Below are 22,257 nucleotides of genomic sequence, written 5' to 3'. Positions count from 1 at the left end.
CGTAGCGCATGTATAGCTACAGGGTAGCGAATGATAGTTGCAACGTAGTGCATGATGTGAGTTTATTAACCCGGGGAATGTATTTCCCGGGTTGCTTCAAGGTAGGGAATCTCTAAAAGCCGGCATGCAGTCAGTTTTTAGAGGTTCCTTGAACGGGACCGTTAAGGTCCATAACAGAACGTGCATTGAGCACGTCGAGTGAACCGTTTTTACGGCAAACCGTTGATACTACGGTGTATATGTTAACCACGGCGAAAACTGAAGCTTCAAAGCTTAAGGGATCATGATGCAGAACGGCGCAATGAAGGCCTGGCTGGATTCCTCCTATCTGGCGGGCGCGAACCAGTCCTACATAGAGCAGCTCTATGAAGACTTTTTAACCGATCCTGGTTCCGTTGATGATAGTTGGCGTTCAATTTTTCAACAGCTACCAACAACGGGTGTAAAACCTGATCAGTTCCACTCTCAAACACGTGAGTATTTCCGTCGCTTGGCGAAGGATTCCTCTCGTTATAACTCATCCATCAGCGATCCTGAAAATGATGCCAAGCAAGTTAAGGTGTTGCAGTTAATCAACGCCTTCCGCTTCCGTGGTCATCAACATGCCAACCTTGATCCACTCGGTTTGTGGAAGCAGGAGTCTGTTCCAGACCTTGAACCTTCCTACCACCACCTGACCGAAGCCGATTTCCAAAACACCTTCAATGTGGGTTCTTTTGCTATTGGCAAAGAAACCATGAAGTTGTCTGACCTGTATGCAGCACTGAAACAGACCTATTGCGGCTCTATCGGCGCTGAATACATGCACATTACCAACACCGAAGAAAAACGCTGGCTTCAGCAGCGTATTGAGTCGGTGGTTGGGAAACCGACATTCAGTGATGAAGAAAAACGTCGCTTCCTGAGCGAATTGACTGCCGCTGAAGGTCTGGAACGTTATTTAGGGGCTAAATTCCCGGGCGCGAAGCGTTTCTCGCTGGAGGGCGGCGATTCGCTGGTCACCATGCTGAAAGAGATGATTCGCCATGCGGGGAAAAATGGTACCCGTGAAGTGGTTCTGGGGATGGCTCACCGTGGCCGCCTCAACGTATTGATCAACGTTTTGGGTAAGAAGCCGGAAGATTTGTTTGACGAATTTGCCGGTAAGCATAAAGAGCATCTGGGGACCGGTGACGTTAAATATCACCAAGGCTTCTCATCCGATGTGGAAACTGAAGGTGGCCTGGTTCACCTGGCACTGGCCTTTAACCCATCCCATCTGGAAATTGTCAGCCCGGTGGTTATCGGTTCGGTACGTGCACGCCGTGATCGTCTGGATGAAGCACGCAGCAATATGGTTCTGCCAATCACTATTCATGGTGATGCGGCGATTACTGGCCAGGGCGTGGTGCAAGAAACACTGAATATGTCACAGGCACGTGGCTATGAAGTGGGCGGGACGGTGCGCATTGTTATCAACAACCAGATTGGTTTCACTACCTCGAACCCACTGGATGCGCGTTCTACCCAGTACTGTACCGATATCGCCAAAATGGTACAGGCTCCGATTTTCCACGTGAATGCTGATGATCCTGAAGCTGTGGCGTTTGTTACCCGTCTGGCGTTGGATTTCCGTAACACCTTTAAACGTGACGTGATGATCGATCTGGTTTGCTATCGCCGCCATGGGCATAACGAAGCCGATGAGCCAAGTGCAACGCAGCCCGTGATGTATCAGAAGATCAAAAAACACCCGACGCCGCGCAAGATTTATGCTGACAAGCTGACCGAGCAAAATATCGCCAGCCTGGAAGATGCCACGGAAATGGTCAACCTGTATCGTGATGCGTTGGATGGTGGTGACTGTGTGGTGGAAGAGTGGCGTCCGATGAATCTGCAATCCTTCACCTGGTCGCCGTATCTGAACCATGAGTGGGACGAAGAATATCCAAGCAAAGTTGAGATGAAACGCCTGCAAGATCTGGCGCGTCGCATCAGCCATGCGCCGGAAGCCATTGAAATGCAATCCCGTGTTGCCAAGATTTATGGCGATCGTGCTTTGATGGCAAGTGGTGAGAAGCCGTTTGACTGGGGTGGGGCTGAAACACTGGCTTACGCAACGCTGGTAGATGAAGGGATTCCGATTCGTTTGTCCGGTGAAGACGCGGGTCGCGGTACCTTCTTCCATCGTCATGCGGTGATCCATAACCAGAAAAATGGCTCGGTTTATGTGCCGCTGGCGAACGTACACAGTGGGCAGGGTGACTTCCAGGTTTGGGACTCCGTGCTGTCAGAAGAAGCGGTGTTAGCATTTGAATATGGCTATGCCACCGCAGAACCACGCACCCTGACTATCTGGGAAGCGCAGTTTGGTGACTTTGCCAACGGTGCGCAAGTGGTTATCGACCAGTTCATCAGCTCCGGTGAGCAGAAATGGGGCCGGATGTGTGGCCTGGTGATGTTGCTGCCACATGGTTATGAAGGGCAGGGTCCAGAGCACTCCTCCGCACGACTGGAGCGTTATCTGCAACTTTGTGCCGAACAAAATATGCAGGTGTGTATCCCCTCTACGCCGGCGCAGGTTTACCACATGATCCGTCGTCAGGCATTACGTGGTATGCGTCGCCCGCTGGTGGTAATGTCACCTAAGTCATTGTTGCGTCATCCGTTGGCCATATCATCGCTTGATGAATTGGCAAATGGCAGCTTCTTACCAGCGATTGGTGAAGTTGACGAGCTGGATGCGAAAGGCGTCAAACGTGTCGTTATGTGTTCAGGCAAAGTGTATTACGACCTGCTGGAACAACGCCGTAAGAATGGGCAAACCGATGTTGCTATCGTGCGCATTGAGCAGCTTTATCCGTTCCCGCATCATGCTGTACAAGCGGTGTTGGAACAGTTCGCTCATGTGCATGATTTCGTCTGGTGCCAGGAAGAGCCGCTGAACCAGGGTGCCTGGTATTGTAGCCAGCACAACTTCCGCGAAGTGATTCCATTTGGTGCTTCCTTGCGTTATGCCGGTCGCCCTGCATCAGCTTCACCGGCAGTTGGATACATTTCCGTACACCAGAAACAACAACAAGCTCTGGTTAATGACGCGCTTACCGTCGAGTAGCGAGCCGGTTAACATATAAAGGATAGAGAATGAGTAGCGTAGATATTAATGTTCCTGACCTCCCTGAGTCTGTCGCTGATGGCTCTGTAGCAACTTGGCACAAGAAACCGGGCGACAGCGTTAAACGCGATGAAGTGCTGGTTGAGATTGAAACGGACAAAGTGATTCTGGAAGTTCCGGCCAGTCAGGACGGTATTTTAGACGCCATTTTGGAAGACGAAGGCGCGACTGTGACCTCACGTCAGGTACTGGGCCGTATTCGTCCAAGTGACAGTTCAGGTAAGCCGACGGAAGAAAAAAGTCAAAGCACTGAGTCCACTCCGGCGCAGCGCCAGACCGCTAGCCTGGAAGAAGAGAGTAACGATACTCTCAGCCCGGCAATTCGCCGTCTGATTGCAGAACATGACCTTGATGCTACTGCCATTAAAGGCAGCGGCGTGGGTGGCCGTATTACCCGTGAAGATGTCGATAGTCATTTGGCAAACCGTAAAACGGCACCGGCAGTGGCTGAGACCAAAGTAGCCGCCGCCGCACCTGCGGCACTGGCTAGCCGTAGCGAAAAACGCGTACCTATGACCCGCTTGCGTAAACGTGTTGCTGAGCGTTTGTTGGAAGCGAAAAACAGTACAGCAATGCTGACCACGTTTAACGAAATCAATATGAAGCCGATCATGGACCTGCGTAAGCAGTACGGTGAAGCTTTCGAGAAGCGCCACGGTGTTCGTCTTGGCTTTATGTCCTTCTATATCAAAGCGGTAGTTGAAGCTTTGAAACGTTATCCTGAAGTGAATGCTTCTATTGATGGCGAAGATGTGGTCTATCACAACTACTTTGATGTCAGTATTGCGGTTTCTACCCCGCGCGGTCTGGTGACGCCAGTGTTGCGTGATGTAGATACACTGGGTATGGCTGATATCGAGAAGAAAATCAAAGAACTGGCTGTAAAAGGCCGTGACGGCAAACTGAAAGTAGAAGAGCTGACTGGCGGTAATTTCACTATTACCAATGGCGGCGTATTCGGCTCCCTGATGTCGACTCCGATCATTAACCCACCACAAAGCGCGATCCTTGGTATGCATGCTATCAAAGACCGGCCAATGGCGGTAAATGGTCAGGTAGTGATTCTGCCAATGATGTATTTGGCACTGTCCTACGATCACCGTTTGATTGATGGCCGCGAGTCCGTGGGTTATCTGGTGACGGTGAAAGAGATGCTGGAAGATCCAGCTCGCTTACTGCTCGACGTATAAAAAAGATAAATGACAAGGTCAGTCTGATTGCAAGGTGTTGATTAACCTGCCTCCGTGCAATCAGGCTACCTAGTAGGCTTCGGCCCATCTCAGACCTTATATGGATAGAACATCATGAATTTACACGAATATCAGGCAAAACAACTGTTTGCTCGGTATGGCATGCCAGCGCCAACTGGCTACGCTTGTACTACACCGCGTGAAGCAGAAGAAGCCGCATCTAAAATCGGTGCTGGCCCGTGGGTGGTTAAATGTCAGGTGCATGCGGGTGGTCGCGGTAAAGCGGGCGGCGTGAAACTGGTTAACAGCAAAGAAGATATTCGTGCTTTCGCTGAACAGTGGTTGGGTAAAAACTTGGTGACCTACCAGACAGATGCCCACGGTCAGCCGGTTCACCAAATTCTGGTTGAAGCTGCGACTGATATCGATAAAGAGCTGTATCTGGGCGCGGTTATTGACCGTAGCTCCCGTCGCGTGGTGTTTATGGCATCCACTGAAGGCGGTGTTGAAATTGAGAAAGTTGCCGAAGAAACGCCTGAACTGATCCACAAAATCGCATTGGATCCGTTGACGGGGCCGCAGCCTTATCAGGGCCGCGAGTTAGCCTTTAAACTGGGCCTGACCGGTAAGCAAGTCACTCAGTTCACCAAGATCTTTATGGGCCTGGCAACATTGTTCTTGGAACGTGACTTGGCGATGGTTGAGATCAACCCGCTGGTGATTACCAAACAGGGCGATCTGATCTGTCTGGATGGCAAGCTGGGTGCTGATGGTAACGCCTTGTTCCGTCAACCAGAACTGCGTGAAATGCGTGATAAGTCGCAGGAAGATAAACGTGAAGCTGATGCGGCGCAGTGGGAACTGAACTACGTGGCGTTGGATGGCAACATTGGTTGCATGGTTAACGGTGCCGGTTTGGCAATGGGAACCATGGACATCGTGAAACTTCACGGTGGTGAACCGGCTAACTTCCTCGATGTTGGCGGTGGTGCAACCAAAGAGCGTGTGACTGAAGCATTCAAAATCATTCTGTCTGATGACAAAGTGAAAGCGGTTCTGGTTAACATTTTCGGCGGCATTGTGCGCTGTGACCTGATCGCTGACGGCATCATTGGTGCGGTTGAAGAAGTGGGCGTAAACGTGCCAGTGGTGGTTCGTCTGGAAGGAAATAACGCTGAACTGGGTGCCAAAAAATTGGCAGACAGCGGTTTGAATATCATTGCTGCGACCAGCCTGACAGATGCGGCTCAGCAAGTTGTAGCGGCAGTGGGGGCTAAATAATGTCTATTTTAATTGATAAAAACACCAAAGTTATTTGCCAGGGTTTTACCGGTAGCCAAGGGACTTTCCACTCCGAACAAGCTATTGCCTATGGTACAAAAATGGTTGGCGGCGTAACGCCAGGTAAAGGCGGCACCCAGCATCTGGGCCTGCCAGTATTCAATACCGTACGTGAAGCAGTAGAAACTACCGGTGCTACGGCATCTGTTATCTACGTGCCAGCGCCGTTCTGTAAAGACTCCATTCTGGAAGCTATTGATGCCGGTATCAAACTGATCATCTGTATTACTGAAGGCATCCCAACACTGGATATGCTGGTAGTAAAAGTCAGATTAGAACAGTCTGATGCACGGATGATCGGTCCGAACTGCCCAGGTGTTATCACCCCAGGTGAATGTAAGATTGGCATCATGCCGGGCCACATTCATTTACCGGGCAAAGTGGGTATTGTTTCTCGTTCCGGTACTTTGACCTATGAAGCGGTAAAACAAACCACGGATATCGGTTTCGGTCAGTCCACTTGTGTTGGCATCGGTGGCGACCCGATCCCAGGTTCTAACTTCATTGATATTCTGAAGTTGTTCCAGGAAGACCCGCAGACTGAAGTTATTGTGATGATCGGTGAAATTGGTGGTAACGCTGAAGAAGAAGCCGCTGCTTATATTAAAGATCACGTGACCAAACCTGTTGTGGGTTACATCGCCGGTGTAACTGCACCAAAAGGTAAGCGTATGGGCCACGCAGGCGCCATCATTGCGGGTGGTAAAGGAACTGCGGATGATAAGTTCGCGGCGCTGGAAGCTGCCGGTGTGAAAACAGTCCGTAGCCTGGCTGAAATCGGCAATGCCGTTAAAGCCGTGTTACCGCAGTAAGCCATTAGATACGATGTTAGTTTGATAACTAACTCAAGATAGAGGCCACCTTGCGGTGGCCTTTTTTGTGGCTAATCAGAACGTATTCAGGGCGGTGATTAAGATAATATCTGTTTGCGCTTGTTGCTTAGCCTGCTCAGTGCTGGCACTGGTAGTTTGTTGCTGCAACGTAGCCAATGCAGCATCATAACTGGCTCTATCCTTAAACAACTTATCTTTGACGTTAATTGACGCAATATTGGTGTAGCGACCATCTGCTGTTGCTGGTACTGCAATTTTGCCACTATTAATCAACTGTTTGACAATCTTCTGCTGTTTGTCAAAACCTTCCAACCCGATTAAATGCCAGCGCTGCTGAACTTTACCCTCATACTTCCCGGCCTTAATATCAGTCAAATAGCGAATGGTCAGATTACGTATTGTGCCGTCTTCCTCACCGTATTGTGCTTTACTGTCTGATAACACTTGGAATTTCTGTCCTTCCAATGCGCCACCTTTTTGCGTCAAATGCCCCATCCGGTAACTGTTCATTCCCAGATGAATAGGAGTGCTATCGGTAACAGGTGTGCCGTCATTGAGGCGTAGGTCGGTGATGCGCGAACCTGCTGGTTTACGCAAATCGATGGTGTAGGTCACACCATCGAAGAAGTCATTGGTCGAATATTTTGAAGCGCGACGTTGTGGATTAAAACTGTAGGTGACATCACCCGCTTTAACCTGATTAAAGTAATCAGCCGACCACTCCATGTACTGTTTTAACGCTTTACCGGTCAGAGCATAAACGGTGATTTCACCGCCGGCATATTGATAGTTAAATGCAATGTCTTTAGCGGTGATATCACCGACATCCAGTTTAGGATGGTCGTTATCAATCTGTAAGGCAATAACCTGCGCCTGAGGAGCATAATAATGTGCCGCCTCCTGATACAACGCGCTGATACCGGTATCCTGAATATGAACCTGAGGAATACCTTTAATCTCATCGGCCGGTACCAGATTACTGCCGCTCAAGGTTGCAATCACCCGATTAGCATTGGCGCGCAAAATATCATGATAAGGCTGGTAAATCGCTTCCAGCTTTTTATCAGACTCGATTCCCTTGATCGGGTAGGTATAGCTGTCTTTATCCACCAGATGATATTTACCCTCACGCTGCTCAAATTTCAGATCAATGCGGGAGAGCGCGCGGCCATACTTATCTGGTTCAGTTATAATGACACCGTTAACCACTGCTTTATCAATCTTCACATGCATATGACCTGCGACAATGGCTGCCAGCTCTGGATTGGCCTTGGCGATATCGCCAACCCCGGTGCCAGGGCGCTGATTCTCATTATCGACTCCCATATGGGCAACCAGCACGATGGCATCTACTTGTGGCTGGATTTGCTGAATAACCTTTTTCACTTCTTGTACTGGATCGGTGAAATGAATGCCATTGATACGGTCGGTGCCTTGTGCAAACTCCGCAGTCATTGGGGTATCCATGCCAATAATGCCGATTTTCACCCCCTGACGTTCGATGATTTTATAAGAGGGGAGGTAAGGTTTACCTGAATCCCAGAAGATATTCCCCGCCAGTGCCGTGCCATCAAATTGTTTTAGTGAAGTGGAAAGGGCTTTCAGGCCAAAATCAAATTCGTGGTTGCCCATCACCCAGGCATCATATTTTAAGGCATTGAAGCCGAGAATCATCGGGCTGATCGGCTCATTTTTAAAGGTTTCAACAAAGTTGCCCTGAAGGGTATCACCGGCATCGACCAGAATCACATTCGGCTGTTCAGCCCGTATTTTTTGCACTTTCGTGGCTATCTGGCTCAGGCTACCGGCTAAGTTTTCACTGTCACTGGCATAGTCCCACGGCACAAAAGTACCATGTAAATCAGAGGTGCCTAAAATAGTGATATCAACTTGTTGCGCGGCGATGGAAGTGGTACTGACACAGAGTAATGTGGTGAGCGCTATTTTTTTCATTGTAGAGGATTCAATATTTTATCAAGAAATAGCATTTCATCATGCAACAAAATGGCAACACTTGCGAACGCTTCCCTCAAGTTAGACTAATATATTTATATAAAACTCGGAATTGTGATTTAACTCTCTCTGAGTGTAATAAATTTAAACGTTAATCTGGATCGCATAATAACGCAGTAATAAAGCATTAGAGAAACCATAAAATTACATTTCATTAACAGATTGGGGTTATATAAAAACAATCAAACTTTTAATTAACATGAAAAAGAATTAATTGTTCTAAATCAAGTTTTGAATATAGCAATAATGTTCATATGAGCTTAAATTGTTCTAGATCAAACTACGGCGGGATGGGCAAATGGCCTGTTTGTTGACCTGTATCCAGAACTCAACGCTGGGTCACGTAAAATCCTATTTATTGTGTGGGATTAGAAGCGTACTATTACCGCGGTGTAATACTGGGTAGTTGATATTGTTATTTTTGTTGTGTTTTTTTGGGCATTCACTGCGGGGTAATTTCAGGGCTTCCAATTTAGTTAGCGGAGGCTCGGTTGCCGCAAGTCGGAGTCTTCCTGCGAGGAGCAAGGAGTCAAGATGTTTGATATTGTCGAACTGTCACGGTTACAGTTTGCCTTAACGGCAATGTACCATTTCTTATTTGTCCCACTAACGCTGGGTATGGCGTTTATGTTGGCAATTATGGAATCGGTTTATGTGCTGTCTGGTAAACAAATCTATAAAGATATGACCAAATTCTGGGGCAAGTTATTTGCTATTAACTTTGCTCTGGGGGTTGCTACTGGTTTGACTATGGAGTTCCAGTTCGGGACTAACTGGTCATATTTCTCACATTACGTCGGTGATATCTTCGGTGCCCCTCTGGCAATTGAAGGTTTGATGGCGTTCTTCCTGGAGTCTACTTTCGTCGGTCTGTTCTTCTTCGGATGGGATCGCCTGAGTAAACATCAGCATTTGGCTGTAACCTGGCTGGTTGCATTAGGCTCTAACTTCTCTGCGTTGTGGATCTTGGTTGCCAACGGTTGGATGCAAAACCCGATTGCATCTGATTTCAACTTTGAAACTATGCGTATGGAAATGCTGAGCTTCTCTGAACTGGTTCTCAACCCGGTTGCACAGGTGAAATTCGTTCACACTGTAGCGGCAGGGTATGTGACTGGCGCGATGTTTGTGCTGGGTATCAGTTCTTACTATCTGTTGAAAGGCCGTGATATTCCGTTTGCCAAGCGTTCCTTTGCCATTGCGGCGAGCTTTGGCTTGGCTGCCGTATTGTCGGTTATCGTGCTGGGTGATGAATCTGGTTACGAAATGGGCGATGTGCAGAAAACCAAATTGGCTGCAATTGAAGCTGAATGGGAAACCCAACCGCCTCCGGCAGCCTTTACGCTGTTTGCTATCCCGAATCAAGAAACCATGGAGAACCGATTTGCGGTTCAGATTCCATTTGCCTTGGGGATAATAGCGACCCGTTCATTGGATACACCGGTTATCGGCTTGCGTGATTTGATGTCTCAGCATGAAGTCCGTATCCGTAATGGTATTCATGCTTACAGTCTGCTAGAAAAATTACGTTCGGGTAACACTGACCCTGAGGTGCGTGAAGCCTTTAGTAAGGCGAAACAAGATCTGGGCTACGGTCTGTTACTGAAGCGTTATACCCAAAACGTTACCGATGCGACTGAAGAACAAATTCAGTTGGCGGCTAAAGACTCAATCCCACGTGTTCTGCCACTGTATTTCGCTTTCCGCATCATGGTTGCCTGTGGCTTCCTGATGTTGCTGATTATCGGTCTGTCCTTCTATAACGTAGTTCGTGGCCGGATTGGTGAGAAAAAATGGTTACTGCGCGCAGCATTGTTTGGTATTCCGTTGCCGTGGATTGCAGTAGAAGCAGGTTGGTTTGTGGCGGAATATGGTCGTCAGCCATGGGCTATCGGTGAAGTGCTGCCGACAGCAATTGCAAACTCGTCAGTCACCGCTGGGGATATTCTATTCTCCATGGGGTTGATCTGTGGTCTGTACACGCTGTTCCTGGTGGCAGAAATGTACCTGATGTTCAAATTCGCGCGCCTTGGGCCAAGTAGCCTGAAAACGGGCCGCTATCATTTTGAACAGCCGACTGCCCCAGTGCAGGAAGCACGGTAAACAGGAGTCCACTTATGTTTGATTATGAAGTATTACGATTTATCTGGTGGCTGCTGATCGGTGTGCTGCTGATTGGGTTCGCAGTAACCGATGGTTTCGATATGGGTGTCGGTATCCTGCTGCGTATCATCGGTAAGAATGATACAGAACGTCGTATTATGATTAACTCGATTGCCCCTCACTGGGATGGTAATCAGGTTTGGTTGATCACTGCGGGTGGGGCGCTGTTTGCTGCCTGGCCAATGGTGTATGCAGCCGCATTCTCCGGCTTCTATATTGCGATGATTCTGGTATTGGCTGCGTTATTCTTCCGTCCGGTCGGTTTTGATTACCGTTCTAAGGTGGAAGATAACCGTTGGCGCAATATGTGGGACTGGGGCATTTTTGCTGGTAGCTTCGTGCCAGCGGTAGTCTTCGGTGTGGCATTCGGTAACTTGCTGCAAGGGGTACCGTTCCACATGGATAGCTACATGCGCCTGTTCTACACCGGTAACTTCTTCCAGTTGCTGAATCCGTTTGGGTTACTGGCGGGTGTTGTCAGCTTGACCATGCTGGTAACGCAAGGTGCTACTTACCTGCAAATGCGTACCCGTGGTGAGTTGCATCTGCGCTCCCGTACTGCGGCTCAGATCTCTGCGTTGGTGATGAGTGTGGCCTTCCTGTTGGCCGGTATCTGGTTAGTTAAAGGTATTGATGGCTTCGTTATAACCTCAGCTTTGGATACGGCGGCTGAATCTAACCCGATGCGCAAAGAAGTTGCACATCAGGCGGGTGCATGGTTGATTAACTTCAATAAGTACCCAAGCCTGTGGGCGCTGCCTGCTCTTGGGGTTATTCTGCCACTGTTCACCATTTTGCTGTCGCGCTTTGAAAAAGGGGCTTGGGCCTTCCTGTTCTCATCACTGACTATTGCCTGTGTGATTCTGACTGCAGGGGTAACTATGTTCCCGTTCGTTATGCCATCAAGCACGGTACCAAATGTCAGTCTGACAATGTGGGATGCCACCTCTAGCCTGTTGACGCTGAAAGTGATGACCGTTGTTGCGATAATCTTTGTTCCTATCATCCTGCTGTACACCAGTTGGTGTTACTACAAGATGTTCGGGCGCATTGATAAAGACTTTATCGAAAACAATAAGCACTCACTGTACTAAGGAGCATAAAGCATGTGGTATTTTGCCTGGATTCTAGGGACACTTCTGGCCTGCTCCTTTGGTATCATTACTGCTCTGGCGCTGGAGCAGAGTGAAGCCAATGCAGCAGCGAAAGCCGCTAATAATGGCAATGATGATGTTGTCTGATAAGTTATACGATTTACTGGATAAGGGCCCGTTCAGGGCCCTTTCACTGGTGCTCGCGTTTGCTGTGGCATTCTGTGTGTTTTGGGACCCTTCGCGTTTTGCGGCGGCAACCAGTTCACTTGAGGTCTGGCAAGAGGTGTTTATCGTGTGGGCGGTTTGTACCGGTGTGATTCATGGGGTAGGTTTTCGCCCTAAGCGGATATGGTTGCGTGCTTTTTTCTCACCACTTCCCGCAATTGTGATCTTGTGCGCGGGATTATTCTACTTTTTTGTCTAATCTGTACACGTTTCGTCTAATCTGAACACAATCTATCCTTATGGGCCATTCGGCCCATAATTATTTTCGTTCTATTCCCTCAAGTGATTCCAAAGCTTAGCGCTCTTCAGTATAGTGTGTCCGTTAACTGCATTACTGGGAAGTAGAGTGAGTAATACGTTGTTTCGATGGCCGGTACGTGTCTATTTTGAAGACACCGATGCTGGCGGCGTGGTATACCACGCACGCTACGTTGCCTTTTATGAAAGGGCGCGCACTGAAATGTTGCGCCAACGCAATTTTCACCAGCAGCAATTGCTCAGTGAGCATGTCGCTTTCGCTGTCCGCCGCATGACGGTAGAATACCTGGCACCGGCACGTCTTGATGATATGCTGGAAGTACAGAGTGAAATTACCGCAATGCGTGGGGCTTCTCTCACGTTTGCTCAACGAATTCTCGACACACATGGCAATCTTCTGAGTAGTGCAGAAGTATTGATCGCATGTATCGATCCACACCAAATGAAGCCAAGAGCGCTTCCTAAGTCTATTGTCGCGGAGTTTAAGTAGTGGCTGACATGAACATTCTGGATTTATTCCTGCAGGCAAGCCTATTCGTTAAGCTTATCATGCTGGTATTAATGGGCTTTTCTATTGCTTCATGGGCGATCATCATTCAACGAACGCGTATTCTGAATGCTGCCACCCGCGATGCAGAAGCCTTTGAAGATAAGTTTTGGTCCGGTATTGAGCTGTCTCGCTTGTATCAGGAAAGCCAGGCTCGTCGCGAGACTCTCGGGGGCTCCGAGCAGATCTTCCATTCTGGATTTAAAGAGTTTGCCCGTTTACATCGCGCAAACAGCCATGCACCAGAGGCGGTGATTGACGGTGCCTCCCGTGCGATGCGCATCTCAATGAACCGTGAATTAGAAGCTCTGGAAACTCATATTCCATTCCTCGGTACTGTTGGTTCCATCAGCCCGTATATTGGCCTGTTTGGTACAGTATGGGGGATTATGCATGCCTTTATTTCTCTGGGTGCAGTAAAGCAGGCGACGTTACAAATGGTCGCACCAGGTATTGCCGAAGCACTGATTGCTACCGCGATCGGTCTGTTCGCTGCGATCCCTGCTGTTATGGCCTATAACCGCCTGAACCAGCGCGTGAATAAACTTGAACAAAACTATGACAACTTCATGGAAGAGTTCATTGCTATTCTGCATCGTCAGGCTTTTGCCAGCGCCGAGAGCAAATAAGTAGGGGGTTGTATGGCGCGAGTACGTGGTCGTAAACGTCGCGAGCTTAAGTCTGAAATTAACATTGTTCCCTTACTGGACGTGTTGCTGGTGCTATTGCTGATCTTTATGGCGACCGCGCCGATCATTACGCAAAGCGTTGAGGTGGACTTGCCCGACGCGACGGACTCAAAAACCGTCTCAAGTGATGATAATCCACCAGTGATTGTGGAAGTGTCAGGGGTGGGGCAATACTCGTTGGTGGTAGATCACCAGCGGATGGAGCAACTGCCTTCAGAACAAGTTGTGGCAGAGGCTCAGGCCAGATTGAAATCGAATCCGAAAACTGTGTTCCTGATAGGTGGTGCTAAAGAGGTGCCTTATGATGAAATTATCAAGGCTCTGAATATGCTGCATCAGGCGGGTGTGACGTCGGTGGGCTTAATGACTCAACCGATATAAATTTGCGTTGATATTGGTTGGATTGAGAGTCACTCCAGCCAGTAGATACCTTGTTTTTAGCAGTTCCGTTTTTTAGCAATAGATGCGGACATCGAGTGTGGAAATCGAGCGTGGGTAAGGCAACCGAGCAAAATGATAAGCTGAATCGCGCCGTTATCGTGTCGGTGGTTCTGCACATCATATTGATTGCCCTGTTGATTTGGGGCTCTCTGACGCAGAAGACTGAAATGGGCGGCGGCGGTGCTGGCGGCGAAGTTATTGACGCCGTCATGGTCGATCCGGGCGCAGTAACAGAACAGTATAACCGTCAGCAGCAACAGCAGACTGACGCTAAACGCGCAGAACAACAGCGCCAGAAAAAAGCCGATCAGCAAGCAGAAGAATTGCAGCAAAAGCAGGCTGCTGAGCAACAACGGCTGAAAGAATTGGAAAAAGAGCGTCTGCAAGCGCAAGAAGATGCCAAGCAGGCGGCTGAAGAACAGAAAAAACAAGCCGCTGAGCAGCAAAAAGAGGCCGCTGAGCAACAGAAAGTTGCTGCTGCCGCTGCTGCAAAAGCGAAAGAAGAGCAGAAACAGGCAGAGGCCGCAGCCGCACAAGCAAAAGCAGAAGCTGATAAAATCGTGAAAGCACAAGCTGACGCGCAGAAAAAAGCAGAAGCCGAAGCCAAAAAAGAGGCGGCTGTAGCAGCAGCAGCGAAGAAACAAGCTGATGCTGAGGCGAAGAAAGCGGCTGATGCTGCCGAGAAAGCAGCAACTGCCGCCGCTGAGAAGAAAGCTGCGGCTGATGCTGAGAAAAAAGCGGCCGCAGAGGCTAAAAAAACCGCTGCTGCTGATGCCAAGAAAAAAGCGGCTGCAGAAGCGGCGGCAACAACCGATGTTGATGATTTATTTGGTGGTTTAGCTAACTCCAAAAATGCACCGAAAAGTGGGGCCGGCGCGGGCGCTGCTGCTGCGGGTAAAGGTGGTGGCAAGAAGAGCGGGGCATCAGCGGGTGATGTTAGTGGCTATTTGGGCCAGATAACCGCCGCGATCCAGAGTAAATTTTATGATGCAGATCTTTACAAAGGCCGTACCTGTGATCTGCGAATTAAATTAGCACCAGATGGTCTATTAATTGATGTTAAAGCAGAAGGGGGTGACCCGGCACTGTGCCAGGCTGCTATCGCTGCTGCAAAACAAGCGAAGATTCCTAAGCCTCCAAGCTCGGACGTTTATGAAGTGTTTAAGAATGCTCCGCTTGTATTTAAACCTCAATAAAGGTTGATTAACAGGGGTATAACTTTGTTGATCAACCGTGGATTATGTAGTTTTGTTTGCGTTGGTTTGTTAAAATTCTGCTAATTATCGCGGGCATCCCGCTCGGATAAGGGAGATAAGATGAAGCAGGCATTTCGAGTTGCGCTAGGCTTTTTAGTTTTGTGGGCTTCTGTGTTACATGCAGAAGTTCGAATTGAGATTACCCAAGGGGTAGACTCTGCTCGTCCAATTGGTGTTGTTCCGTTTAAATGGATGGGGCCGGGTACACCACCTGAAGAGATCGGTGCTATTGTTGGCGCAGATTTACGTAACAGCGGCAAATTTAACCCAATTGATGCGGCTCGCATGCCACAACAGCCTTCAACTGCGGCAGAAGTAACGCCAGCAGCCTGGACTGCGTTGGGTATTGATGCTGTTGTTGTTGGTCAGGTTCAACCGAGTGCTGATGGTAGCTATGTGGTTTCTTACCAGTTAGTCGATACTTCTGGTGCAGCCGGTAGCGTTTTAGCGCAAAATCAGTATAAAGTAACTAAACAATGGTTACGTTATTCAGCGCATACTGCCAGTGATGAAGTATTTGAGAAGCTGACTGGGATTAAAGGTGCTTTCCGTACCCGTATTGCTTATGTTGTGCAAACCAACGGCGGCAAATTCCCACACGAATTGCGGGTTTCTGATTACGACGGCTACAACCAGTTTGTCGTTCACCGTTCGCCAGAACCTTTGATGTCACCAGCCTGGTCTTCAGATGGTAGCAAAATTGCTTATGTCACTTTCGAGAGTGGTAAGTCAGCACTGGTTATTCAGACGCTGGCTAATGGTGCAATCAGACAAGTGGCTTCATTCCCTCGTCATAACGGTGCGCCTTCTTTCTCACCGGACGGGACTAAACTGGCTTTCGCGTTATCTAAAAGCGGTAGTTTGAACTTGTATGTTATGGACTTAGGGTCTGGTCAAATCAGCCAGGTTACTGATGGTCGTAGCAATAACACTGAACCAAGCTGGTTCCCGGATAGCCAGAATCTGGCCTATACCTCGGATCAGGGCGGTCGTCCACAAGTGTATAAAGTGAATATTAATGGTGGTGCACCACAGCGAATCACGTGGGAAGGTTCTCAGAACCAGAACGCAGATGTGAGTCCTGATGGTAAGTTCCTGGCATTGGTTAGTTCTAATGGTGGGGCACAACACATCGCCAAACAGGATCTAGAAACGGGAGCCGTTCAAGTATTAACGGACACGTTCCTGGATGAAACGCCTAGTATCGCGCCTAACGGCACCATGGTTATCTATAGCTCGACACAAGGGCTGGGAGCTGTGTTACAGCTGGTCTCGACTGATGGGCGTTTCAAAGCGCGTCTTCCGGCAACTGATGGACAGGTCAAATTTCCTGCCTGGTCGCCGTATCTGTGATGCATGTGTAAATACGTATGTATGGCAAACTATAAAAGGATCAAAGAGATGCAACTGAACAAAGTGCTAAAAGGGCTAATGTTGGCTTTGCCAGTTCTGGCAATCGCTGCGTGTAGTTCTAACAAAAGCGCAAATAATGACCAATCTGGCATGGGCGCTGGCACTGGTACAGAAAATGGCAGCAACTTGTCTTCAGAAGAGCAAGCTCGTCTTCAGATGCAAGAACTGCAAAAGAACAATATCGTTTACTTCGGTTTCGATAAATACGATATCGGTTCTGACTTCGCTCAAATGCTGGATGCACATGCTGCATTCCTGCGTAGCAACCCATCTTACAAAGTTGTTGTTGAAGGCCACGCGGATGAACGCGGTACGCCAGAATACAACATCGCGTTGGGCGAGCGTCGTGCAAATGCTGTGAAAATGTATCTGCAAGGTAAAGGCGTTTCGGCTGACCAGATCTCTATCGTTTCTTACGGTAAAGAGAAACCAGCAGTACTGGGCCATGACGAAGCAGCGTTCGCTAAAAACCGTCGTGCAGTTCTGGTTTACTAAGAGAATCGCATGAACAGTAACTTCAGACGTCACTTAGTGGGTCTGTCGTTACTGGTTGGCGTAGCGGTCCCATGGGCCGCTACTGCCCAAGCGCCAATCAGTAATGTCGGCTCCGGCTCGGTAGAAGATCGGGTCACTCAACTTGAGCGTATTTCCAACGCTCACAGCCAACTATTAACTCAACTTCAGCAACAGCTATCCGATTCGCAACGCGATGTAGATAGTTTACGCGGTCAGATCCAAGAAAATCAGTACCAGCTCAATCAAATTGTTGAGCGGCAAAAACAGATCTACCAGCAGATGGAGAGTCTGAGCGGTGGTCAGGGGGCGCAGGGTTCAGCTTCTGCGGCTACTGGTGCTGCGACAGATAATTCTGCGGCTGGAAGTTCCGCTACTGCTGCCGCAGGCGCAGCGGCTGCTACAGCGGCACCTGCAGCAAGTACTGGTGATGAAAACAGCGATTATAATGCAGCCGTTTCTCTGGCTCTTGAGAAAAAGCAATTCGATCAAGCGATCACTGCTTTCCAAGGTTTTGTGAAACAGTATCCAAAGTCGACTTACCAGCCTAATGCCAACTATTGGTTAGGGCAGTTGTATTACAACAAAGGTAAGAAAGACGATGCTGCATATTATTATGCTGTTGTAGTAAAAAATTATCCAAAGTCTCCAAAAAGTTCAGAAGCGATGTTTAAAGTTGGGGTGATCATGCAGGATAAAGGCCAAAGCGATAAAGCGAAGGCGGTTTATCAACAAGTGATCAAGCAATATCCTAATACTGATGCTGCTAAACAGGCACAGAAACGTTTATCTGCTCTTTAGCCATTTTCGAGTCCAGGAATTGGTCATATTGACTAATTTCTGGACTTTGGCGAGCGAAGAACAAGCAGTTAAACGCTTCAACAGAAATTTAAGTTGCACTGTGAAGAGAAATTAGTAATATATGCCGCCGTTGCCAAGACAACTTGTAAAACGTTAAAGCAGCAGGAAATTATAGTAAGCAATGCACATAATGGGTCGTTAGCTCAGTTGGTAGAGCAGTTGACTTTTAATCAATTGGTCGCAGGTTCGAATCCCGCACGACCCACCATTATGCAGAGTTGTTAGGGTATCAAATCGTAGGGATGAGAGCCGTAAAGGTTCGAGCCGAGCGAAGCGAGACAGCAACGCGTAGCGTTGACCCGAAGGGCGAGTCCGCAGGACGAGTAATCCCGCACGACCACCACTATGTTAAGCAGTACCGCATTACAGCGGGTCGTTAGCTCAGTTGGTAGAGCAGTTGACTTTTAATCAATTGGTCGCAGGTTCGAATCCCGCACGACCCACCATTCTCCCCGCACGCCGGTTTGAATGTAAGAAGTTGAAATCAGCGCAAAGATTTTTCTTCCTGTTTTGTACTAAAAAGTACCCGAAGTGCGAGTAATCCCGCACGACAGGCACTAAATTGTCATTAGTAGCATACATAATGGGTCGTTAGCTCAGTTGGTAGAGCAGTTGACTTTTAATCAATTGGTTAAAGGTTCGAGCGAAGCGAGACAGCAACGCTTTAGCGTTGACCCGAAGGGCGAGTCCGCAGGACGAGTAATCCCGCACGACAGGCACTGAATTGTCATTAGTAGTACACATAATGGGTCGTTAGCTCAGTTGGTAGAGCAGTTGACTTTTAATCAATTGGTCGCAGGTTCGAATCCCGCACGACCCACCATTATGTCAAGTAATCCCGCACGACAGGCACTGAATTGTCATTAGTAGTACACATAATGGGTCGTTAGCTCAGTTGGTAGAGCAGTTGACTTTTAATCAATTGGTCGCAGGTTCGAATCCCGCACGACCCACCATTATGCAGAGTTATTAGGGTATCAAATCGTAGGGATGAGAGCCGTAAAGGTTCGAGCCGAGCGAAGCGAGACAGCAACGCGTAGCGTTGACCCGAAGGGCGAGTCCGCAGGACGAGTAATCCCGCACGACCCACCATTATGTCAAGTAATCCCGCACAACCTACCATTATACCCCCCAGTGATACCTTTTCCCTGCAATGTTACATATACTGCTAATCTCAGTGTCCCAAAGTTCCCCCTATAATTCTCTGACATTCCATCTGTATCTCACTTTTCCATCTCATTTTTAACTCCATTAAACATTTTCACCATTATCAGACAATTTTGGGCGACTTTTAGCTGGATATTGGGTATTTTGTTTAGGATAAAAAACAAATGAAGTCTTACTGGCAGCCAGCAACGTTTGCTGACTCTGGAATAACTGGCAACAGAGATGTGAGCGATGAGTGAAACTTTTGATGTAAATGCGGCTATTTATCCATTTCCTCCACGGCCTGTCCTTTTGGATGAAGAGGAAAAAGCCTTTTACCGTGAGAAGATCAAAACACTGCTGAAGCAGCGCGATGCAGTGTTAGTCGCTCACTATTATACTGATCCCGAAATCCAAGCTTTAGCCGAAGAAACCGGCGGTTGCGTCGCCGATTCCCTTGAAATGGCACGATTTGGTAATAACCATCCGGCATCGACATTACTGGTCGCCGGCGTGCGTTTCATGGGAGAGACGGCCAAAATCTTGAACCCTGAGAAGCAAGTGTTGATGCCAACCCTAAATGCAGAGTGTTCACTGGATTTAGGCTGCCCGGCGGATGAATTTGCCGCATTTTGTGATAGTCATCCAGACCGCACCGTAGTGGTGTATGCCAATACCTCTGCGGCGGTTAAGGCCCGAGCTGATTGGGTAGTGACCTCCAGTATTGCGGTTGAGCTTATTGAGCATCTCGATAGCTTGGGTGAGAAAATTATCTGGGCGCCGGATCGCCACTTGGGCAATTATGTGCAGAAGAAGAGTGGGGCCGATGTATTGTGCTGGCAGGGGGCCTGTATCGTCCATGACGAGTTTAAAACCCAGGCACTGGCTCGCATGAAAGTACTGCATCCTGATGCTGCGGTGTTAGTTCACCCGGAATCACCCCAGGCCGTGGTTGATATGGCTGATGCTGTCGGCTCGACTAGCCAACTGATTCAGGCTGCAAAAACGTTGCCACAGCAAAAACTTATTGTGGCGACTGACCGTGGCATTTTTTACAAAATGCAGCAGGCGTGCCCAGATAAAGAATTATTCGAAGCCCCGACGGCGGGTGAAGGTGCGACGTGCAGAACATGCGCTCACTGTCCGTGGATGGCAATGAATGGTCTCAGAGCGATTGCTGAGGGGCTGGAGCAGGGAGGTGTAATGCATGAGATACATGTCGATGAAGAATTGCGTCAGCAGGCGCTGATACCGCTGAATCGGATGTTGGATTTTGCCAACCAGTTGAAGTTACAGGTCAAAGGCAATGCCTAAGTCGTAAATGACACCGATTGACCTCAATACTTATTATTTCTCCCCAATAAAAGGATTGCCAGATGGATTTCCTCAGTACAAGCAATATATTGGTGCATATTCCGCTGGGTGCGGGGGGGTATGACCTTTCATGGATAGAGGCGATTGGTACCCTGTTTGGATTACTCTGTATTTGGTTTGCCAGCAAAGAGAAGATAATTAACTATTTGTTTGGCCTGATTAACGTGACGTTATTTGCGGTAATCTTTTTCCAGATTCAGCTCTATGCCAGCCTGCTATTACAGTTGTTCTTCTTCGTCGCTAATATCTATGGCTGGTATGCTTGGAGTAAGCAAACGTCTGATAATCAAGCTGAATTGAAAATTCGCTGGTTATCATTGCCGAAAGCATTGATTTGGGGCGCAGTGTGCGTGGCTGGTATCGCTTTAATGACCTTGCATATTGATACTGTTTTTGCCGGGTTGACCCGTGCCGCAGTGGTGGTGATGCAGCGTTTGGGCGCTAATGTGCAAATGCCTGAACTGCAACCTGATGCATTCCCATTCTGGGATTCCACCATGATGGTGTTATCAATTGTGGCGATGATCCTGATGACACGCAAATATGTTGAGAACTGGCTGATTTGGGTGGTGATTGATGTCATCAGTGTAGCGATTTTCGCCTATCAGGGGGTTTATGCGATGGCTCTGGAATACGTGATACTGACACTGATTGCCCTGAATGGCTCTTGGTTGTGGATGAAGAGCGCGGCAAGAAATCATTCACGTCCGTTATCAACTCAGAGTCACTAGCGGCTAAGTCAGGCCACTGTTTTATCGGGCTTATCTCCGTTGAAACAGTGGCCTGTTTGCCCTCAGTGAGGGTGGTAATGGTGCGCGTCGTTACTGGCGGTCTGATTAATACCACAATCGGGTGCGGCACAATGCTGATATTCCATTTGAATGGTGGCATGCCCAATATTGTAGTGATGCAGTAAATGGTGCTGGATACGATGCAATAATTCATCGTTATCCCTCGGAGGGATCACTTGCACATGCAGCGTCATTAGCCGTTTTTCGCCAACTTGCCATAAGTGAACATGATGAACGTCCCTCACTTCATATATGCTGGCACATAAGTCTTTGCGCAATTTGGTGATATCAATCTCTTGCGGCGCGCCCTCTAACAGTTCGTGAAAACTCTCTTTCAGCAGCCGCCAGGCGCTGCGGAGCACCAACACTGAGACCAATACCGACAATATCGGATCAATAGGTGTCCAGCCGGTAGTCAGAATGACCACGGCAGCCACTATCGCCCCAACGGAACCTAATAGATCTCCCAGCACATGTAAGGCTGCGGCGCGCACATTGATATTCTTTTCTTCCTCGCCACGATGCAGTATCCAGAAGCAGAAAATATTCGCACATAATCCGGCGATGGCGATGAATAACATCGGCATCCCCATCACTTCATGGGGAGAAAAGAAACGCCGTACCGCTTCCCAGACTATCAATACCACAATCAACAATAATGCCGCCGCGTTGACGAACGCCGCCAGTGTGGTCAGGCGCAAATAACCAAAGGTATGGCGAGAGTCAGGTTTTCGCTGCGAGAAATGAACTGCCATCAATGCGATGAATAATGCGGCCGAGTCTGTCAGCATATGTCCGGCATCCGCCAATAATGCCAGCGAACCCGATAGCCAGCCACCAATGGCTTCCACCACCATAAACAGAGTGGTAACCACAAAAGCTATCAGTAGGCGTTTGCTGTTGCTGTCTTGGGGGAAAAATGAAGATACAGCCATAGTTATCCTTGGACCATAAG

At 48.5% G+C, this 22,257-nt stretch carries 19 protein-coding genes, 5 tRNA genes and 2 other RNA genes; 24 read left to right on the top strand and 2 right to left on the bottom strand.

What is annotated here, in order from left to right:
• Positions 1-286 precede the first annotated feature (286 nt).
• The 4 genes from sucA to sucD all read left to right on the top strand — a co-directional run bounded on the left by sucA (position 287) and on the right by sucD (position 6,497).
• A complete protein-coding gene (gene sucA, locus V1955_RS15290) occupies positions 287-3,094 on the top strand; it encodes a 2-oxoglutarate dehydrogenase E1 component (RefSeq protein ID WP_083159599.1) in 2,808 nt (935 codons plus the stop codon).
• A gap of 29 nt (positions 3,095-3,123) precedes the next feature.
• A complete protein-coding gene (odhB, locus tag V1955_RS15285; RefSeq protein WP_083159597.1) occupies positions 3,124-4,344 on the top strand; it encodes a 2-oxoglutarate dehydrogenase complex dihydrolipoyllysine-residue succinyltransferase in 1,221 nt (406 codons plus the stop codon).
• A 114-nt stretch (positions 4,345-4,458) separates the two neighbouring features.
• Positions 4,459-5,625, top strand: coding sequence for an ADP-forming succinate--CoA ligase subunit beta (gene sucC, locus V1955_RS15280; RefSeq protein WP_005188956.1), 1,167 nt, complete (start codon positions 4,459-4,461; stop codon positions 5,623-5,625).
• Positions 5,625-6,497: a succinate--CoA ligase subunit alpha gene (gene sucD, locus V1955_RS15275; RefSeq protein ID WP_083159595.1), complete on the top strand. Its 873-nt coding sequence runs from the start codon at positions 5,625-5,627 to the stop codon at positions 6,495-6,497. Before sucC ends, sucD begins: the two co-directional genes overlap by 1 nt.
• Before the next feature lie 75 nt (positions 6,498-6,572).
• Here sucD and V1955_RS15270 read toward each other — a convergent pair whose 3' ends face one another.
• Positions 6,573-8,471 carry a bifunctional metallophosphatase/5'-nucleotidase gene (locus tag V1955_RS15270; RefSeq protein ID WP_420072738.1) on the bottom strand — a complete coding sequence of 633 codons (1,899 nt, stop codon included), beginning with the start codon at positions 8,469-8,471 and terminating at the stop codon, positions 6,573-6,575.
• Positions 8,472-9,065: 594 nt separating this feature from the next.
• Between V1955_RS15270 and cydA the strand changes: the two genes are divergently transcribed.
• From cydA to pnuC, 20 genes are all read left to right on the top strand, one after another.
• The gene (cydA, locus tag V1955_RS15265; protein WP_083159591.1) at positions 9,066-10,634 is read left to right on the top strand and encodes a cytochrome ubiquinol oxidase subunit I; all 1,569 of its coding nucleotides are present in this window, start codon (positions 9,066-9,068) and stop codon (positions 10,632-10,634) included.
• A 14-nt stretch (positions 10,635-10,648) separates the two neighbouring features.
• Positions 10,649-11,788: a cytochrome d ubiquinol oxidase subunit II gene (gene cydB / locus V1955_RS15260; RefSeq protein WP_083159589.1), complete on the top strand. Its 1,140-nt coding sequence runs from the start codon at positions 10,649-10,651 to the stop codon at positions 11,786-11,788.
• Between the two features lie 12 nt (positions 11,789-11,800).
• The gene (cydX, locus tag V1955_RS15255) at positions 11,801-11,935 is read left to right on the top strand and encodes a cytochrome bd-I oxidase subunit CydX (protein ID WP_025383069.1); all 135 of its coding nucleotides are present in this window, start codon (positions 11,801-11,803) and stop codon (positions 11,933-11,935) included.
• Positions 11,925-12,212, top strand: coding sequence for a cyd operon protein YbgE (gene ybgE / locus V1955_RS15250; protein WP_193784831.1), 288 nt, complete (start codon positions 11,925-11,927; stop codon positions 12,210-12,212). Before cydX ends, ybgE begins: the two co-directional genes overlap by 11 nt.
• Positions 12,213-12,359: 147 nt before the next feature.
• Positions 12,360-12,761, top strand: coding sequence for a tol-pal system-associated acyl-CoA thioesterase (ybgC, locus tag V1955_RS15245; protein WP_032907060.1), 402 nt, complete (start codon positions 12,360-12,362; stop codon positions 12,759-12,761).
• Positions 12,761-13,447, top strand: coding sequence for a Tol-Pal system protein TolQ (gene tolQ, locus V1955_RS15240; RefSeq protein WP_005188971.1), 687 nt, complete (start codon positions 12,761-12,763; stop codon positions 13,445-13,447). The genes ybgC and tolQ overlap by 1 nt, the downstream gene beginning before the upstream one ends.
• 12 nt (positions 13,448-13,459) lie before the next feature.
• Positions 13,460-13,888, top strand: coding sequence for a colicin uptake protein TolR (gene tolR / locus V1955_RS15235; protein ID WP_083159585.1), 429 nt, complete (start codon positions 13,460-13,462; stop codon positions 13,886-13,888).
• 110 nt (positions 13,889-13,998) lie between these two features.
• Positions 13,999-15,144 (top strand): cell envelope integrity protein TolA, encoded by a 1,146-nt coding sequence (tolA, locus tag V1955_RS15230; protein WP_193784696.1) that lies wholly within the window; start codon positions 13,999-14,001, stop codon positions 15,142-15,144.
• Positions 15,145-15,264: 120 nt separating this feature from the next.
• The gene (gene tolB / locus V1955_RS15225; RefSeq protein WP_083159580.1) at positions 15,265-16,557 is read left to right on the top strand and encodes a Tol-Pal system beta propeller repeat protein TolB; all 1,293 of its coding nucleotides are present in this window, start codon (positions 15,265-15,267) and stop codon (positions 16,555-16,557) included.
• Positions 16,558-16,605: 48 nt separating this feature from the next.
• Positions 16,606-17,112: a peptidoglycan-associated lipoprotein Pal gene (gene pal, locus V1955_RS15220; protein WP_004393299.1), complete on the top strand. Its 507-nt coding sequence runs from the start codon at positions 16,606-16,608 to the stop codon at positions 17,110-17,112.
• A 9-nt stretch (positions 17,113-17,121) separates the two neighbouring features.
• Entirely contained in the window at positions 17,122-17,931 is an 810-nt protein-coding gene (gene cpoB / locus V1955_RS15215) for a cell division protein CpoB (protein ID WP_083159578.1), read from the top strand.
• 192 nt (positions 17,932-18,123) lie between these two features.
• A tRNA-Lys gene (locus V1955_RS15210) sits at positions 18,124-18,199 on the top strand.
• A gap of 12 nt (positions 18,200-18,211) precedes the next feature.
• A non-coding RNA gene (locus tag V1955_RS15205) (RtT sRNA) lies at positions 18,212-18,337 on the top strand.
• Between the two features lie 24 nt (positions 18,338-18,361).
• Positions 18,362-18,437: transfer RNA gene (locus V1955_RS15200), tRNA-Lys, on the top strand.
• A gap of 139 nt (positions 18,438-18,576) precedes the next feature.
• Positions 18,577-18,669: transfer RNA gene (locus V1955_RS15195), tRNA-Lys, on the top strand.
• 69 nt (positions 18,670-18,738) lie between these two features.
• Positions 18,739-18,814: transfer RNA gene (locus V1955_RS15190), tRNA-Lys, on the top strand.
• Between the two features lie 57 nt (positions 18,815-18,871).
• Positions 18,872-18,947 (top strand) — tRNA-Lys (locus V1955_RS15185).
• 14 nt (positions 18,948-18,961) lie between these two features.
• Positions 18,962-19,083: non-coding RNA, RtT sRNA (locus V1955_RS15180), on the top strand.
• A 306-nt stretch (positions 19,084-19,389) separates the two neighbouring features.
• Entirely contained in the window at positions 19,390-20,451 is a 1,062-nt protein-coding gene (gene nadA / locus V1955_RS15175) for a quinolinate synthase NadA (protein ID WP_083159576.1), read from the top strand.
• Between the two features lie 62 nt (positions 20,452-20,513).
• Positions 20,514-21,242 carry a nicotinamide riboside transporter PnuC gene (gene pnuC, locus V1955_RS15170; RefSeq protein ID WP_083159574.1) on the top strand — a complete coding sequence of 243 codons (729 nt, stop codon included), beginning with the start codon at positions 20,514-20,516 and terminating at the stop codon, positions 21,240-21,242.
• 62 nt (positions 21,243-21,304) lie between these two features.
• Here the strand turns inward: pnuC and zitB are convergent, their stop codons facing one another.
• Entirely contained in the window at positions 21,305-22,237 is a 933-nt protein-coding gene (gene zitB, locus V1955_RS15165) for a CDF family zinc transporter ZitB (RefSeq protein ID WP_083159572.1), read from the bottom strand.
• Between the last annotated feature and the right edge of the window lie 20 nt (positions 22,238-22,257).

Origin of the sequence: Yersinia sp. 2545 StPb PI, assembly GCF_052217125.1 — a bacterium.
GTDB lineage: Bacteria > Pseudomonadota > Gammaproteobacteria > Enterobacterales > Enterobacteriaceae > Yersinia > Yersinia enterocolitica_E.
This window is presented reverse-complemented; position numbering and strand designations above follow the sequence as displayed.